This window comes from uncultured Halomonas sp., assembly GCF_947501415.1.
GTDB lineage: Bacteria > Pseudomonadota > Gammaproteobacteria > Pseudomonadales > Halomonadaceae > Halomonas.
The window spans coordinates 17,414-32,550 of record NZ_CANMVL010000018.1; the positions used below are offsets into that span (position 1 = coordinate 17,414).

Below are 15,137 nucleotides of genomic sequence, written 5' to 3' on the forward strand. Positions count from 1 at the left end.
GGGTCAGACCCCAAGCCATGGGGTCTGACCCCAAAAGAGTCCCCATATACAACGCAACAATCACAAGGAATCAATTATGAATATCGCCTTTATCGGCCTCGGCAATATGGGCGCCCCCATGGCCAGCAACCTGGTTAAGGCTGGCCACAGCGTCACCGTCTTCGACCTGGTCGAGAGCGCCATGCAGGCGCTGGAGAGCGAGGGTGCCAGGCGCGCCGAGACCGCCGGGGCCGCCGTGGAGGGCGCCGAGGTGATCATCTCCATGCTGCCCGCCGGCGTGCACGTCAAGAGCCTCTACCTGGGGCGTGACGGGGCGCCCGGCCTGCTCGAAGCCTTGGAGGCCGGCGCTGGCAACACCAAGCCGCTGATCATCGACGCCTCCACCATCTCGCCGGAGGATGCCCGCGAGGTGGCTGCCGCCGCCAAGGAGCACGGTGTGACCTGGCTCGATGCCCCGGTTTCCGGTGGCGTAGGCGGTGCCAAGGCGGGAGCCCTGACCTTTATCGTCGGCGGTAGCGCCGAAGGCTTCGAGCAGGCCAGGCCGGTGCTCGATGTCATGGGCAAGAACATCTTCCACGCCGGCGAGAGCGGCGCCGGCCAGGTCGCCAAGATCTGCAACAACATGCTGCTCGGCATCCTGATGAGTGGCACCGCCGAGGCCCTGGCATTGGGGGTCAAGAATGGCATGGACCCGGCCGTGCTCTCCGAGATCATGAAGCAGAGCAGCGGCGGCAACTGGGCGCTCAACGTCTACAACCCCTGGCCGGGCGTCATGGAAGGCTCTGCCGCCAGTCGCGATTACCAGGGAGGCTTCCTCACCGACCTGATGGCCAAGGATCTCGGCCTCGCCTGGGAACTGGCGCTGGGCTCCAAATCCACCGTGCCCATGGGCTCCCAGGCCCGCAATCTCTTCGCCCTGCATAGCGCCCAGGGCAGCGGCAGCCTCGACTTTTCCAGCATCCAGAAGCTTTATCGGGAAGGGGAGTAAGGCCACGCTGCTTTGTGCAAGGCCAGCTTGGCTAACTGGTGAGAGGCCGGCTTGGTTACGGAGGATTCACTCTTGCTAATGGCCGACACGGGCACCTGGTGGGAGGCCGGTTTGGTTGCGGAGGATCCAGTCTTGCTAATGGCTGGCTGGGGCCTCTGGTGGGAGGCCGGCTTGGTGGCTGAGGATCCAGTCTTGCTAATGGCTGGCTGGGGCCTCTGGTGGGAGGCTGGTTTGGTGGCGGAGGATCCAGTCTTGCTAATGGCTGGCTGGGGCCTCTGGTGGGAGGCTGCCTTTGCTGGGCGAAGGAGGCCGAAGGCCTCCCCGGAGATGCCAGCATGCTTTGCAACACCGCTGGGGCGCCTGGCGGCGCCTTCGCCCGGGGGACCCGGCCTCCTACCATATAGCCGCAGGCCTCCTGCCATGTCTCCTGCCTCCCACCACAATTTGCGGCCCCTTTGACATGGCTCGCTAGCTTCTCACTTCAAGTCACTGGCCGGCTGCCATCAAGGTCTATTTGGCTGGGGAAGGGCCTCTCATCCGACTGGCCAGCTTGGGTACCTGGTGGGAGGCCGGCTCTGCCGGGCGAATGGAGGCCGAAGGCCTCCCCGGAGGTACCAGCAAGCTTAGCAACACCCTGGTGCGCCTGGCGGCGCCTTCGCCCGGGGAACCCGGCCTCCCACCACATAGCCGCAAGTCTTCTGCAATGGCTCACTTGCCTACCACCACAATTCTCTGGGCTCTCGATATGGCTCGCCGGCCTCCTACCGCATAGCTGCAGGCCTCCTGCTACTCACCTACCTCCAATTATAATTCGCGGCCCTTTTGACATGGTTCGCCTGTTTCCCCCCATAAGCCTCAAGCTTCCTGCCACGCTCTGCCGTCCTTTCACCTTTGTAGCTGGCCGCTGAATATCCTGAGGGCCCAGCATCCCACCGCGCTCTTAAGGGAAGCCGGCGAACACCGACGGCCTTCGCATGAAATTGCTGACACATCATTCCTCTTCCCGGGACTAATCTGTCTATTAGTTCCTGGGGAGGAAGGGTATGGAGTGCTATCATAGCCATGCCTTGCGAGGTGGGCGCCAGTCCATTACTGGTCATTGTTACCTGGTAACGGCGGTAACAATGGGCCGTCAGCCAAAGTTTCTCGAATTCCAGTACGCCGCCCACGCCAGCTGCAGTTTCTATGCAGAATCGGTGCGTCGCCACGCTGACACCCTGGCCTTCGTCGTGATGCCTGACCATATTCACTGGCTCCTGCAGGTCGAGGGAAGTCTTTCGGAGGCGGTCAGAATCTACAAAGCCTTGGTGTCATGCCGTGTCGGCTCCAGGCTCTGGCAGGATGGCTTTCATGATCATGGGGTCCGCCGTGAGGAAGATTTGCGCAAGATTGCCCGTTACATCGTGGGTAATCCGCTGCGGGCGGGGTTAGTCGACAATATCCTGAATTATCCCTATTGGGATGCAGTCTGGTTTTGAGTGCAGCTAGTTTCATGCTCCTGTAGAAAGCTGTCTTGAGCGGTAGGGTGGGAGGCCGACTTGGTTGGCTTGGGCACCAGGTGGGAGGCCGGCTCTGCCGGGCGAATGGAGGCCGAAGGCCTCCCCGGAGATGCCAGAGAGCTTTGCAACACCGCTGGGGCGCCTGACGGCGCCTTCGCCCGGGGAACCCGGCCTCCCACCACAGTTCGCGGGCCCCTTGCCATGGCTCACCTGTCTCCCACCACATAGCTGCAAGTCTTCTGCCATGGCTCGCCGGCCTCCCAGCACAATTCGCGGGCCCTTGATATGGCTCACCTGCCTCCCACCACAAGCCGCAGGCCACCTGCCACCAGGGTCTATTTGGCTAGGGGAGGGGCCTCTCATCCGACTGGCCAGCTTGGGTACCTGGTGGGAGGCCGGCTCTGCCGGGCGAATGGAGGCCGAAGGCCTCCCCGGAGGTACCAGCAAGCTTAGCAACACCCTGGGGCGCCTTACGGCGCCTTCGCCCGGGGAACCCGGCCTCCCACCACATAGCTGCAAGTCTTCTGCCATGGCTCACTTGCCTCCCACCACAGTTCGCTGGCCCCTTGCCATGGCTCACCTGACTCCCACCACATAGCCGCAGGTCTTCAGCCATGGCTCGTCTGCCTCTCACCACAATTCACGGGCCCCTCGATACGGCTCTCCGGCCTCCTATCACAAGCCTCAGGCCACCTGCCACAAAGGTAGAATGATCTCCACTCACGGCGCGCTTCGCGCTACCATAACGTTTTAACGTTATCTTCACCCGGTGAGACGCGAACCGACCATGTCCGAGACCCTGTCCGAGCCTGCCGCCGTAAAGACCGATGCCGAAGCGCTGCTTTCCGATGAGCTGCTGGCGTTCCTTGGCTGCCGTACCCCCGATGCGTGGGTGGCGTGGGCGCTGGAAAACCCCGAGCTGCTGCTGATCGACCACGCCCAGTGCGAGAAGAAGGCGGCCTCCACCGCCATGAGCCTGCTCTACCGCTACGTGGATCAGCCGTTGCTGCTTACCAAGATGAGCCAGCTGGCGCGCGAGGAACTGCTGCACTTCGAGCAGGTGGTCAAGCTGATGGAGACCCGCGGGATCACCTACCGCCATCTGAGTGCCTCGCGCTATGCCGAGGGGCTGCGACGCCATGTGCGCGCCAATGATCCCGAGCGGCTGTTCGATATCCTGATCATCGGTGCCCTGATCGAGGCGCGTAGCTGCGAGCGCTTCGCGCGGCTGATACCTCACCTCGATGCGGAACTTGCCAAGTTCTATCGCACTCTGGTTAAGTCAGAGGGACGCCACTACGAGGATTACCTGATGCTGGCACGGCATCTGAGCGATGCCCCGGTGGATGCTCGCATTGCCTTCTTCGCCGAGCGCGAAGCTGAGCTGATACAAGAGCCGGATACGGCCTTTCGTTTTCATAGCGGTGTGCCGGCCTGATCCCGGCTCACCGTCAAGGACGCAGGAATACCATGATGCGGGATGCTTCCGACGCAGCCGATACCCCTGCCGCGGTGCGGTTGACACTCTTCGGCCACTTCTCGCTCTCTCTCGGCGAGGACACCCTAACCCAGTTCAGCTACGACAAGGTCAAGGCGCTACTGGTCTACCTGCTGCTGCACCATCAGCCGGTCAGCCGGGCGACTCTGGCCGAGCTGCTCTGGCCCGACCAGGGGCTCTCGTCGGGGCGCACCAATCTGCGTCACGCGCTGCACTGCCTGCGCCAGTCGCTGGGAGAACACGCCGACGAGGTGCTGGTCGTCTCCCGTCAGACCATCGCCTTCCAACTGCCCCAGCACTGGAGTCTCGACCTGCACGATATCCAGCAGCTGCTCGAGGGGGAGCGCGAACTCTCGACCCTGGACGCGCTGCTCGAACACTACCAGGGCGACCTGGTGGAGGAGTTGCAGATCACCCACTGCCCCGAGTTTCAGCGCTGGCTGGTGCAGGTGCGCAACGACTGGCGTCAGCGCGTGATTCGCTTCGCCGAAGCGGTGCTCGAGCGCTTCGATATCGTGCCCGATACGCTGCTCGAGGCGCTGGTCAATCGTTTCTCGGGCTACGGCCCTTTCCACGAGCGCCTGGTTCGCCAGCTTGCCGAACAGGGTCAGCTGGCCGCGGCCCATGAGCAGTACAACGCCTATCTGCAGCTGCTGGCGCTCTCCGGCCAGCAGCCCGAGGCCGGCTTCCTGCAGCTGGCTCGCTACTGGTCTGACGCCCAAGCCGATGCCAGCGCCGCCAGCCTGGGGTTCTCGCGTACCCTGGCCCCGGACAGTTCTCCTCTGAGGGAAGACGAGATCGAGCAGCGTCAGCTCTCGGTGATGGCCATTCGCCTGCGTCTCAAGGGCGATCTCTCCACCCGCTCCTCCAGTCGCGCCAACCTGATGCTGCAGTTCGAGTTGATGCGCTGGCTGGAGGAGCAGTGTCATCATCTGGGCGGCTTCTGGCTGCCCGGCGCCACCGGCGGGCTGGGGCTGGCCTGCTTCGGTACCCACGGGCCGGCGCACCAGCTGGCCGAGTTGGTGGCACTCTATGAACACTGCCGGCGCATGCTGCCCGAGGAGTCGGCACGCCACTGGGCGGAGGAGGGGGAGCCCCCTCGGGTCGAGCTGGCCGCGGGCCTCAACAGCGGCCGGGTGATCTATCTGCCCGAGCGACGCCTGGTCGACCCTCTGGGTCAGGTGACTCAGGGCTCCCTAGAGCTGATGAGTGCCGCCGAGGGCAGCGAGCTGGTGATCTCCCAGGAGGCCAGTCAGCACATGCCGCCGGCCCTCGACCTGCAGCCACGCTTGAGCTCGCGCCTGGTGGCCAGTGATGGCCGGGTGCGTCTGCGGGCACTTGTTCTTGGTGCGAACGAAGGTGGTCGCGAGGCGTTGCCCCCGAGCCTGGTCGGCCGCGAGACCCAGCTGCGCATGCTGCGTGACGCCTTGGCCCGTGCCGGCATTGGCCTGCGCCAGAGCGTGTTGGTGCGCGGTCCCTCGGGCATGGGCAAGTCGGCACTGCTGGTCGGCTTCCGTCAGCTCGAGCAGAGCCGCGAGGCCACCATCTGCTGGCAGCCCACCACGCGTCTCTCGGTGCAGGAGCCCTATGGGGTGGCCCGCAAGCTGCTGCGCTGGCATCTGGGACATGAACTGGATACCAAGAGCCCGGATACCGAGAGCCTGGATGCCAAGAGCCTGACCGCCCTATACCAGCGCCTGTCGTTGCCTGAACCCGACGAGGCGCGCCGCCGACTGCTCGATACGGCACTGGGCGTCCGCGCGGCGAGTGACGGCACCGAGCTCGCCCAGTGTGGCGAGTCGGTGGAGCTGGTGGTCGGCCTGGTACAGCGGCTAATCGGCCAGATCGCCGCCGAGCGCACCCTGGTGCTGATGATCGACGACCTGCAGTGGCTCGACGAGCTCAGCCTCAAGGTGCTGACGGGACTGCAGGCGCGCCTGCCCATCAACTGCGCTTTCATGCTGGTGGCCAGCCACCATGGCCGCGAAGGCCTGCCCGCCAAGCTGCACTGGGACCAGCAGGTCACCCTCGGCAAGCTTGACGCCATGCAGGCCTCGCGGCTGCTCTCCCAGCTGGCGCGGCGCTATCGCCTGCATATCAGCCCACGTCTGCGCGGTCAGATCATCGAGCGCTGCGACGGCGTGCCGCTCTATCTCCAGGAGATCGTGCGCCGAGTCGACATGGACCGCCGCGAGGGGCGCAGCGTGCAGCTCGACGAGCTGCCCCACGGCCTGCTTGGCCTGCTGGCCAGTCGCATCGACCAGCTCGATGGCGACCGGGAAGTGGCGCATATCGCCGCGGTGCTGGGGCGCCGCTTCCGTTACGACTTCCTGGCCGAATGCAGCGAGCTGGACGGCCAGCGCCTGACCCGGGCCCTGGAGCAGATGCGTCACCTGGAGATCATCGAACCCGCCGAGGGTGACGACAGCGGTCGCGAGTTCCAGTTTACCCATCAGCTGCTGCAGGAGGCCGCCTACCTCTCCTGCCCGCGGGATGTGCGTACTGCCATCCATCGCCAGGTGGTCGAGCTGATCGAGGAGCGCTTCCCGATATGGATCAGTCGTCACCCGGGCGACTTCGCCACCCATCTGCGGCGCAGCGGTCACTATGCCCGCGGCGCTCGCTACTATGAGCTGGCGGCCCGCGAGGCGCTCAAGGTCAGCGCCAACCGTACCGCCCTGAAGATGGCCGACCTTGGCCTGGTCAGCCTGCGCCAGGTGGAGGGGCAGGCCGAGCGCGAGATCAGCCTGCTGACCGTGCGTGGCCAGGCTGCCTTCGCCCTGGAGGGACACGGCTCGCCCACCGCCCACGAGAGCTTCGTGCGGGCCCGGGAGCTGATCAAGGCGTTGGCCGAGGAGGGCGAGAGCGTCGATCTGGAGCAGGCCTTTCTGGTCAAGTGGGGGCTGTGGGTGGGGTGTAGCCAGCGCCACGCCCATGCCGACGCCTTTCGTCTCGCCGCCGCCCTGGCCGATCTCGCCCGCAAGATTGGCGATCCCCGCTATGCCCGCCTCGCCGAGTATGCCCAGGCAAGCTGCGAATACTGGGCCGGGCGCATCCCGCTGGCCTATGACCATCTCGACGAGATCAACCCGCTCGAGTCCGAGATGATGATCGAGTGGCTGCCGTTCTCCGACCACCCTCAGGTGGCGGCGGCCTGCTTCCAGAGCTGGGCGCTCTGTCTGCGTGGCGACTACCGGCGCGCCGAGGCCCAGGTGGAATCGGCGATTCGCCTCGCCGAACGCATAGGCCATCCCGGCAGTCTGGCCATGGCGCTGCTGTATGCCGCCGCGCTCTACCGTCAGCTGGGGCATGTGCATCTGGCGACCGACCGTGCCGAGCGCGCTCATCAGATGACCGGTACCCCCGACCTGCAGCTATGGCAGATGGCGGCAAGAAGCGTGCTGGGCTGGCAGCGCGCCATTGCCGGTGATCGTGACGGTCTCGCCAAGGTCGACGCCACCCTCGAGGAGCTCACCGACCTGACCGGGCGCGACCACTATGCACGGCCTTCGCTGTGGTACGTGGATGCCTGCATGGCCCTGGGGGAGTATGCCCGTGCCGAGGACTACCTCGACCAGGCCCTGATGCTTGCCCGCGAACGCTCCACGTTGTTCGTGCCGGAGCTCGCCATTCAGCTGGCCCGAGTTCGTCAGCGCCTCGGTCATCCGCGGGAGGAGCTCGTGGCCCTGATCGAGCTGGCCCTGAACGATGCCCGCGAGGATGGCAACCTGCACCTGCAGATCACGGCGCTGGAGGCCTGGTTGATCCTGATCGACTCCGCCGACGCCGTGGCTCGACAGGAGTTCCGCCGTCTGCTCGCCGAAATCAGCTACAGTGACGCCCCCATTCTCACCCGCTGGCACAGCCTGCTCGATCGTGCCCAGCCCCGGGCGGTGGATACCGCCTTGTAGGAGGGATCAGTCCGTCGAAACGGCTTTTCCTCGCGACGGGAGGTTGGGATTCATTGTGGGAGGCCGGCTCTGCCGGGCGAATGGAGGCCAAAGGCCTCCCCGGTTGGGCGTCACGCTGCGATGAATCAATCAATGACGTTACGAACACAGAAAGGAATCACCATGAAGATCGCCATTGCCGGTACCGGTTATGTAGGCCTCTCCAACGCCATACTGCTGGCCCAGCACAACGATGTGGTCGCGCTGGATGTTGTCCCGGAGAAGGTCGAGGCGCTCAATGCGGGCATCTCGCCGATCGAGGATGCCGAGATCAGCGAGTTTCTCGCCAATCGCGCGCTCTCCTTCACGGCTACGCTCGACAAGGAAGCCGCTTACCGGGAGGCGGACTTTGTACTGATTGCCACACCCACCGACTACGACCCGCGCACCAACCACTTCGATACCTCGAGCGTTGAGGCGGTGATCCAGGATGTGCGCGATATCAATCCTGCCGCGGTGATGGTGATCAAGTCCACCGTGCCGGTCGGATTCACCGCCGACGCCTGCCGCCGCCATGGCACCGAGAACCTGCTCTTCTCGCCGGAGTTTCTGCGCGAGGGCAGGGCCCTCTACGATAACCTCCACCCCTCGCGGATCATCGTGGGGGAGCGCTCCGCCCGCGCCGAAACGTTTGCGGGGCTGCTGACCCAGGGCGCGGTGAAGGAGGAGATCCCGGTGCTGTTCACCAACAGCACCGAGGCCGAGGCGATCAAGCTCTTCGCCAATACCTTCCTCGCCATGCGGGTGGCCTACTTCAACGAGCTGGACAGCTACGCCGAGACCCATGGCCTGGATACCCGCCAGATTATCGAGGGAGTGGGGCTCGACCCGCGCATCGGCAGCCACTATAACAATCCGAGTTTCGGCTACGGCGGCTACTGCCTGCCCAAGGACACCAAGCAGCTGCTGGCCAACTATGAGAATGTTCCCAGCAACATGATCCAGGCGGTGGTGGATGCCAACCGCACCCGCAAGGACTTTATCGCCGACCAGGTGCTGGCGCGACGACCGGGTGTAGTGGGCGTCTACCGGCTGATCATGAAGTCGGGCTCCGACAACTTCCGCGCCAGCGCCATGCAGGGGGTGATGAAGCGTCTCAAGGCCAAGGGCATCGAGGTCATCGTCTATGAGCCGGTACTCGAGGAAGAGACCTTCTACGGCTCCCGGGTGCTGCGTGACTTTGAGGCCTTCAAGACGGAGGCCGATGTGATCCTCAGTAATCGCATGGCCGATGAGCTCGCCGACGTGGCCGAGAAGGTCTACACACGGGATCTGTTTGGCAGCGACTGAGCCCGCTGAGAGGTCATACCCTGACGCATCCCCACGAATAGAATCCTGAGGCCTCACCACGAATAGAATAAGGAAATCAGCACATATAAAAACGCCGGGCCCTGGGAAGGGGCCCGGCGCTGTCTGCCTGAGGCGTATGCCGCTTAGAAGCGGTAGGTGACACCCGCGCCGACAGAGACCGGGTCGAGGCGCAGGTCTTCGACGGTCTGGCCGGTCTGCTCGAACTCGGCGTCGACCTCGGTGTAGCGGGCGAAACCTGTGGCGCTGAGGTTCTTGGTGATAGTCAGGTCAACGCCCAGCTGACCGGCGAAGCCGTAGCTGTCGTCGACGTCCATGCCGGCGCCGCTCACGCTGGAGAAGCGGGTGTAGTTCACGCCAGCGCCGATGAACGGCTGTATGCGAGCTGCTTCCACCCCGCCCAGCGGGTAGTACTGCAACATCAGGTTAGCCGGCATGCGGTCGAGGGTGCCGGTCTGGCCACTCGCGAGGCTGTAGTCGTGCTCGACGTCCTCGCCGATGCTGAGCTCCATCCCCAGCTTGTCGTGGAAGAGGTAGCCACCGGCCAGACCGAAGGCGTTTTCCTTGGAGAGCTCGTCGCCATTGATGTCGGACTTCTCGAACTCGCCGCGAACATACACATCTCCCGCCTGGTAGGCCATGGCCTGACCGGCAACCAGAGACAGTGACAGAGTAGCAGCAGCGATGACAGGGGATAAGCGCATAGTGTTCTCTCCTTCTCGTGTTCTACATCATCCAAGATGCAACACCCACACTATACGATAAGGAAACAGTGTTTTCAAACTGTTCTCGACATATGGTCGCAGCAGACGGCAAGGAATCCCCAGTCCCTCTGGTCTCTTTGGGTCAGCCGTCAGGGCTACGCCGAGCTCTCTGGCGTCTGCCAGGAATATGCAGCCTACTTAGCGGATCGACGTCGCGCGTGCCTGCTCAGTCGCCGTGGCCCCAGACGATAAAGTGAGGATTCAGCGTCTCGCCGGGTGTGGCGTAGCCGAGCGGCTCGCCTTCCAGGGTCACCACCCGGCCGCCGGCCTGCTCGACCACCGCCTGGGCGGCGCCGGTGTCCCACAGGCAGGTAGGCCCGAGGCGCGGGTAGACATCCGCCACGCCTTCGGCGATCAGGCACAGCTTCAGCGAGCTGCCCATGGGCACCATGTCGTGGCTGCCGAGCGTCTCCAGCCATTCGGCCAGATCGGGGCTCGGGTGGGAACGGCTGCCCACCACGCGCCACATCGCACCCTCGGCGGGCCTGTCGGCGACGCGAATGGCCTGGCGCTCGTTGGCCTTGCCTTCACCCCATTCCACCTTGAAGGCGCCCACGCCCTGGGCGGCCAGGTAGGAGACCTCGAGAGCCGGGGCGACCACCACGCCCAGCACCGGTCGTCCATTCTCGATCAGCGCGATATTGACGGTGAACTCGCCATTGCGCTTGATGAATTCCTTGGTGCCATCCAGCGGATCGACCAGCCAGTATCGGCCATTGGCATCGGCTCCGGCGAAGCCCTCGGTATCCTCCTCAGAGAGTACGGGTATACTCATGGGCAGCGCGTTCAGACCCGCCACGATCACCTCGTGGGCCGCCTTGTCCGCCTCGGTCAGCGGGCTCTTGTCCGCCTTCTCCTCAATGGCGAAGTCGCGGGCGTAGATGGCCATGATGGCATCGCCGGCCTTGAGGGCGATGCGCTCGGCGGTGTCGAGCAATTTAGAAAGGTGCAATGACATAAACGTCTCGATGGTTGATGGGCTGTAGGGGAGGCCGGTCCGGCGTTTCGGCTCTGCATCGTGACCGGCGCCCAAGGCGCCTTGTGGCAATGAGGGGTGAATGGTTCATCGTTGAGTGGCGATGAACATGTAGCGTGTCGGGGATCACCTCGTGATCATCTCAAGGCTTGAGGACGCAGGAAATCCCGACATGGCACAACCTTGCTTTTTCAAGCGCTGAGCCCGATAGCAGCCAGGGCAGCACAAGATCATGGCGCTGCATCGAACGGTAAAAACCACCCTTGCCTTTGGTTGGCACGAGGGCGGCCAGGCGCCGCCAAGGGCACTCTTGCCGGAATGAGGCAGGTTGCCGTCTTGGGGCCTCTAAAACCGTACGCTATCGCTTCTCGGCGTGGAGCCGAAAGGCGAAGTTGCGTAGAATATTGCGCCACCAATGAAGATCGGCTTGGGCCACATGCCCAGCGATGTCTATGTTTCTGAAGGGCATGGGAAACGCCCGGTGAAATCCCTGGGCGGTAGCGTGGCTGAAGAAAATTCAAGATAAGGGACAGGGACAACGCATGAAACGATGAAGAACCCAGAAAATCTTGCCAGGGTCCGGCATATCGCGCTGAACTACTTGAAAGAGGAGAAGTCTTTCAAGTGTGGAATCCGGTGAAAACAGAAGAAAGACGCGCTGGATGAGACGTATCTTGCCGACATCCTCGCAGTCTGAACCTTTCATGCGTTTTTCCTGATAATTGACTATAGAATAGTCTTTTCATTAGGCCACATAGTAATTATAGGTATTAATAATGCTGAAACTTGAAGATGTGAAGCTTGGTGTTATCGGTCTCGGCTATGTAGGTTTGCCTTTGGCCGTTGAGTTCGGAAAAGTGTTGCCAACAGTCGGCTATGATATCAATGAAAAAAGAATTCATGAGCTTAACGATGGCATTGACCATACTTTAGAGGTTGAACCAGAGCTTATGAAATCTGCCAGCAAGCTCAGCTTCTCCTGTGACCTTGATGCCCTAAAAAACTGTAACACCTACATCGTGACGGTCCCGACCCCTATCGATAGTAGTGCAAGGCCAGACATGACGCCCCTCATCAGAGCAAGTGAGGCTTTGGGCAAGGTCATCAACAAAGGTGATGTTGTCATTTACGAGTCCACTGTCTACCCTGGCGCTACTGAAGAAGACTGCATTCCGATAATAGAGAAAGTTTCTGGGTTGACTTTCAATCAAGACTTCTTTGCAGGATATAGCCCCGAGCGTATCAATCCGGGTGATAAGGAACACCGTGTTACGACAATTATGAAAGTTACTTCAGGATCGACGCCAGAAGCTGCAGGCTTCGTGGATACGCTTTACAAAAGGGTGATTGTCGCGGGAACACACAAAGCAAGTTCGATCAAGGTTGCTGAAGCCGCAAAGGTGATAGAGAACACTCAACGTGATCTGAATATCGCTCTTATTAATGAGTTGTCAATGATATTTAATCGCATTGGCGTAGATACCGAAGAAGTTCTGAAAGCCGCCGGTACCAAATGGAATTTTTTGCCATTTCGCCCTGGTCTTGTGGGCGGTCACTGTATTGGAGTCGACCCCTATTATTTAACGTATAAAGCTGAGCAAGTTGGCTATCACCCCCAAGTCATCCTCGCAGGGCGAAGAGTTAACGATGGCATGGGGTCGTACGTTGCCGGGCAACTGGTCAAGAAAATGATCAAAGAGCGTATCCACGTAGAGGGGGCACGGGTTCTGATCATGGGGCTGACCTTCAAGGAAAACTGTCCAGATCTACGCAATACTAAAGTGGTTGATATTATAAAGGAGCTCTCTGATTTCAATGTAGAGGTCGACGTTTACGACCCGCATGTTATCCAAGGCGAAGCAGAGCGTGAGTATGGTGTTAGTCTCGTCGATACACCCACTGAAGAATCATATGATGCTATCGTGTTAGCGGTAGCGCACGACAAATTTCGTGAAATGGGTGTAAAAATGATTCGTCGTTGGGGTAAACCAGTGAATATCCTTTATGACCTGAAGTGTGTTTTCGAAAAGTATGAGGTTGAGTTACGGTTGTAAAAAATTAAGGTGCTGAGGGGTCGCTATTATAGTTTTTACTCTAGGGTTGTCAGGTTTTAGCTTGGTTAAATATGAAATATCAAAAACCATTACAAGGTATTCGAGCCTTTGCTGTATTAATTGTCGTGCTTAACCACCTTAGTATTACTGGCTTTTCGGGGGGGTTTATAGGTGTTGATGTTTTTTTCGTGATTAGTGGCTATTTGATCACTGGGCTTTTAGTTGAAGAGTATGTTCAGGATGGAAGGATTTCTATATCTGAATTCTATTTTAGAAGAGTAAGAAGGATATTGCCCGCTTTGGTAGTGACGGTAGTTTTTACTTCCTTTGCGGGTTTTTTACTTCTTTCAGAGGAGAGGCTTAGTCTCCTTATAGATTCTTCGCTAGCTGCTATATTTAGTGTTTCAAATATATACTTTTGGTCGCAAATAGGTTACTTTGATATTGAGGCGCTTGAAAAGCCACTGTTGCACACGTGGTCGCTCGGGGTCGAAGAGCAGTTTTATATTGTTTGGCCTGTTTTTATCGTTTTTCTGGCTAAGTTGAAGTCAATAAATACAATCAGTTATGGTGTTCTCGCCCTATCTCTATTTTCCTTTTTGTTGAGTATGTATGTGTTTGGTTGGGGGGTTCCTGAAGCTTTGTATTCAGGCTATGGTTTTAGCGCATCGTTTGAAGATGGAGTGTCAAGTGCTTTTTACTTGATGCCGTTTAGAATATTTGAATTTGGTGTTGGAGCAATGCTTGGGGTTGCTTACTTTAAAAAGCAACCGAAAATATCGGCAGGTTTGTCGGATTTTTTGTTTTTACTTTCGGGTTGTATTCTTGCTTTCGCTGTAGTCTATCTAAATAAAGATAGTGTGTTCCCATTCCATAACGCGCTTTTGGTTTCGATTGCTTCAGCTCTTGCTATTTACTCTTCATTTAGTTCTCGCCTTGCCTCATTGCTTTTGGCCAATAAGGTTATGGTTTTCATTGGTGGTATCAGTTATTCTCTTTATTTGGTCCACTGGCCTATTATATCTTATTATTCAATACTGTTTGGTTTGCCTTCTTTATTGGAAAGTGTTGGTTTGTTTTTAATAATGCTGGCAGTTGCTTTGGCTATGTTTCGTTTTGTTGAGCAACCGGCGCGAAAGATTGGTTTTTTTAATTCTTTCAGCAGTTTTTTTTCAAAATTCACGCTGAAAGTGACTTTTGGATTAGGCATGGTCGGCATTGCATTCTTACTTAATGGGATGAAAGATGTTAATTGGCGTATTCCTGAAAGTAGAGAAACTTTAAAAAATGCGGAGTGGCGAGCGCTAGAGCGCCGAATTTATTGTCAAGATGAAATAGATGGGTTTCCTGAAGAGATTTTTACATGCCAAAATGATCGAGGATCTGAAAAAACGGTAATAGCATGGGGGGATAGCCATGCATTGCATTTGGTTGCTGGTCTCTCCGAATTATATCCTGAGTATAATGTCGCCATCGCATATATTAGTGGATGTATACCACAAAGTGGATTCAAAGGGTTCGTGAGAAATTTCCCTACTGAAAGTGGGACGCAGGCATGTATTGATTTAAATTACGCATTTTTAGATTGGGCTGATTCTTATAACGGCGAGGCTCTGATATTCATAACCAGTGCAAAGCGAGATAGACCCGAGCGGATTAGTGAAATAAATAGGACGTTAGTAAGACGTATTGAAAAATCTCAGCATGATGTATTTGTCCTTGGTGACTTCATTCGTCCTGGTAACCAAATCGCCCAATGCCGTAGTGTTCCTGATTTTTTATTATCAGACGAGTTTCTTAAGACTGTATGTGGTCCAGACGAAAAATCAGTGAATTCAGAGATTTCTTATAGTGAAAGAATGGAATATCTTTCCGAAAAGTACATACCTATTCATAAGTCGCAATGTTATGAAGGTGAATGTCGTTTCAGTGATGAGGAAGGTAGAGCCACATACAGGGATTATCATCATCTATCAATATATGGGTCCATTTATGAAATGAAGAAAGCCTCTGATCTTATTTTTCAATATACTGGTGGGGATTTTGGGAGATAGTCATATTTCTTTTTTCGATTGTGATGATGAGAAAAGTGGTGCGAAG

Annotated in this window: 9 protein-coding genes; 7 read left to right on the plus strand and 2 right to left on the minus strand. The window is 58.6% G+C overall.

The features are described 5' to 3' along the window. Nucleotides 1-76 precede the first annotated feature (76 nt). The 5 genes from mmsB (at nucleotide 77) to Q0894_RS12490 (ending at nucleotide 9,225) form a co-directional block, all read left to right on the plus strand. Nucleotides 77-988 carry a 3-hydroxyisobutyrate dehydrogenase gene (mmsB, locus tag Q0894_RS12470; RefSeq protein ID WP_299235852.1) on the plus strand — a complete coding sequence of 304 codons (912 nt, stop codon included), beginning with the start codon at nucleotides 77-79 and terminating at the stop codon, nucleotides 986-988. Nucleotides 989-2,031: 1,043 nt separating this feature from the next. Next, nucleotides 2,032-2,466 carry a transposase gene (locus tag Q0894_RS12475; protein ID WP_299235854.1) on the plus strand — a complete coding sequence of 145 codons (435 nt, stop codon included), beginning with the start codon at nucleotides 2,032-2,034 and terminating at the stop codon, nucleotides 2,464-2,466. 808 nt (nucleotides 2,467-3,274) lie between these two features. Further along, a complete protein-coding gene (locus Q0894_RS12480; RefSeq protein WP_299235856.1) occupies nucleotides 3,275-3,925 on the plus strand; it encodes a tRNA-(ms[2]io[6]A)-hydroxylase in 651 nt (216 codons plus the stop codon). 35 nt (nucleotides 3,926-3,960) lie between these two features. Beyond that, nucleotides 3,961-7,896 (plus strand): AAA family ATPase, encoded by a 3,936-nt coding sequence (locus Q0894_RS12485; RefSeq protein WP_299235917.1) that lies wholly within the window; start codon nucleotides 3,961-3,963, stop codon nucleotides 7,894-7,896. 162 nt (nucleotides 7,897-8,058) lie between these two features. Further along, entirely contained in the window at nucleotides 8,059-9,225 is a 1,167-nt protein-coding gene (locus Q0894_RS12490; RefSeq protein WP_299235858.1) for a nucleotide sugar dehydrogenase, read from the plus strand. A gap of 143 nt (nucleotides 9,226-9,368) precedes the next feature. Here the strand turns inward: Q0894_RS12490 and Q0894_RS12495 are convergent, their stop codons facing one another. Beyond that, nucleotides 9,369-9,947 carry an OmpW family outer membrane protein gene (locus tag Q0894_RS12495; RefSeq protein ID WP_299235860.1) on the minus strand — a complete coding sequence of 193 codons (579 nt, stop codon included), beginning with the start codon at nucleotides 9,945-9,947 and terminating at the stop codon, nucleotides 9,369-9,371. A 226-nt stretch (nucleotides 9,948-10,173) separates the two neighbouring features. Continuing rightward, complete coding sequence (gene cysQ / locus Q0894_RS12500; protein WP_299235862.1) at nucleotides 10,174-10,965, minus strand: 3'(2'),5'-bisphosphate nucleotidase CysQ; 792 nt, start codon at nucleotides 10,963-10,965, stop codon at nucleotides 10,174-10,176. Nucleotides 10,966-11,759: 794 nt separating this feature from the next. Here cysQ and tviB point away from each other — a divergent pair. Then, entirely contained in the window at nucleotides 11,760-13,037 is a 1,278-nt protein-coding gene (gene tviB / locus Q0894_RS12505) for a Vi polysaccharide biosynthesis UDP-N-acetylglucosamine C-6 dehydrogenase TviB (protein ID WP_299235864.1), read from the plus strand. A 71-nt stretch (nucleotides 13,038-13,108) separates the two neighbouring features. Beyond that, nucleotides 13,109-15,091: an acyltransferase family protein gene (locus Q0894_RS12510; RefSeq protein WP_299235866.1), complete on the plus strand. Its 1,983-nt coding sequence runs from the start codon at nucleotides 13,109-13,111 to the stop codon at nucleotides 15,089-15,091. Nucleotides 15,092-15,137: the final 46 nt, after the last annotated feature.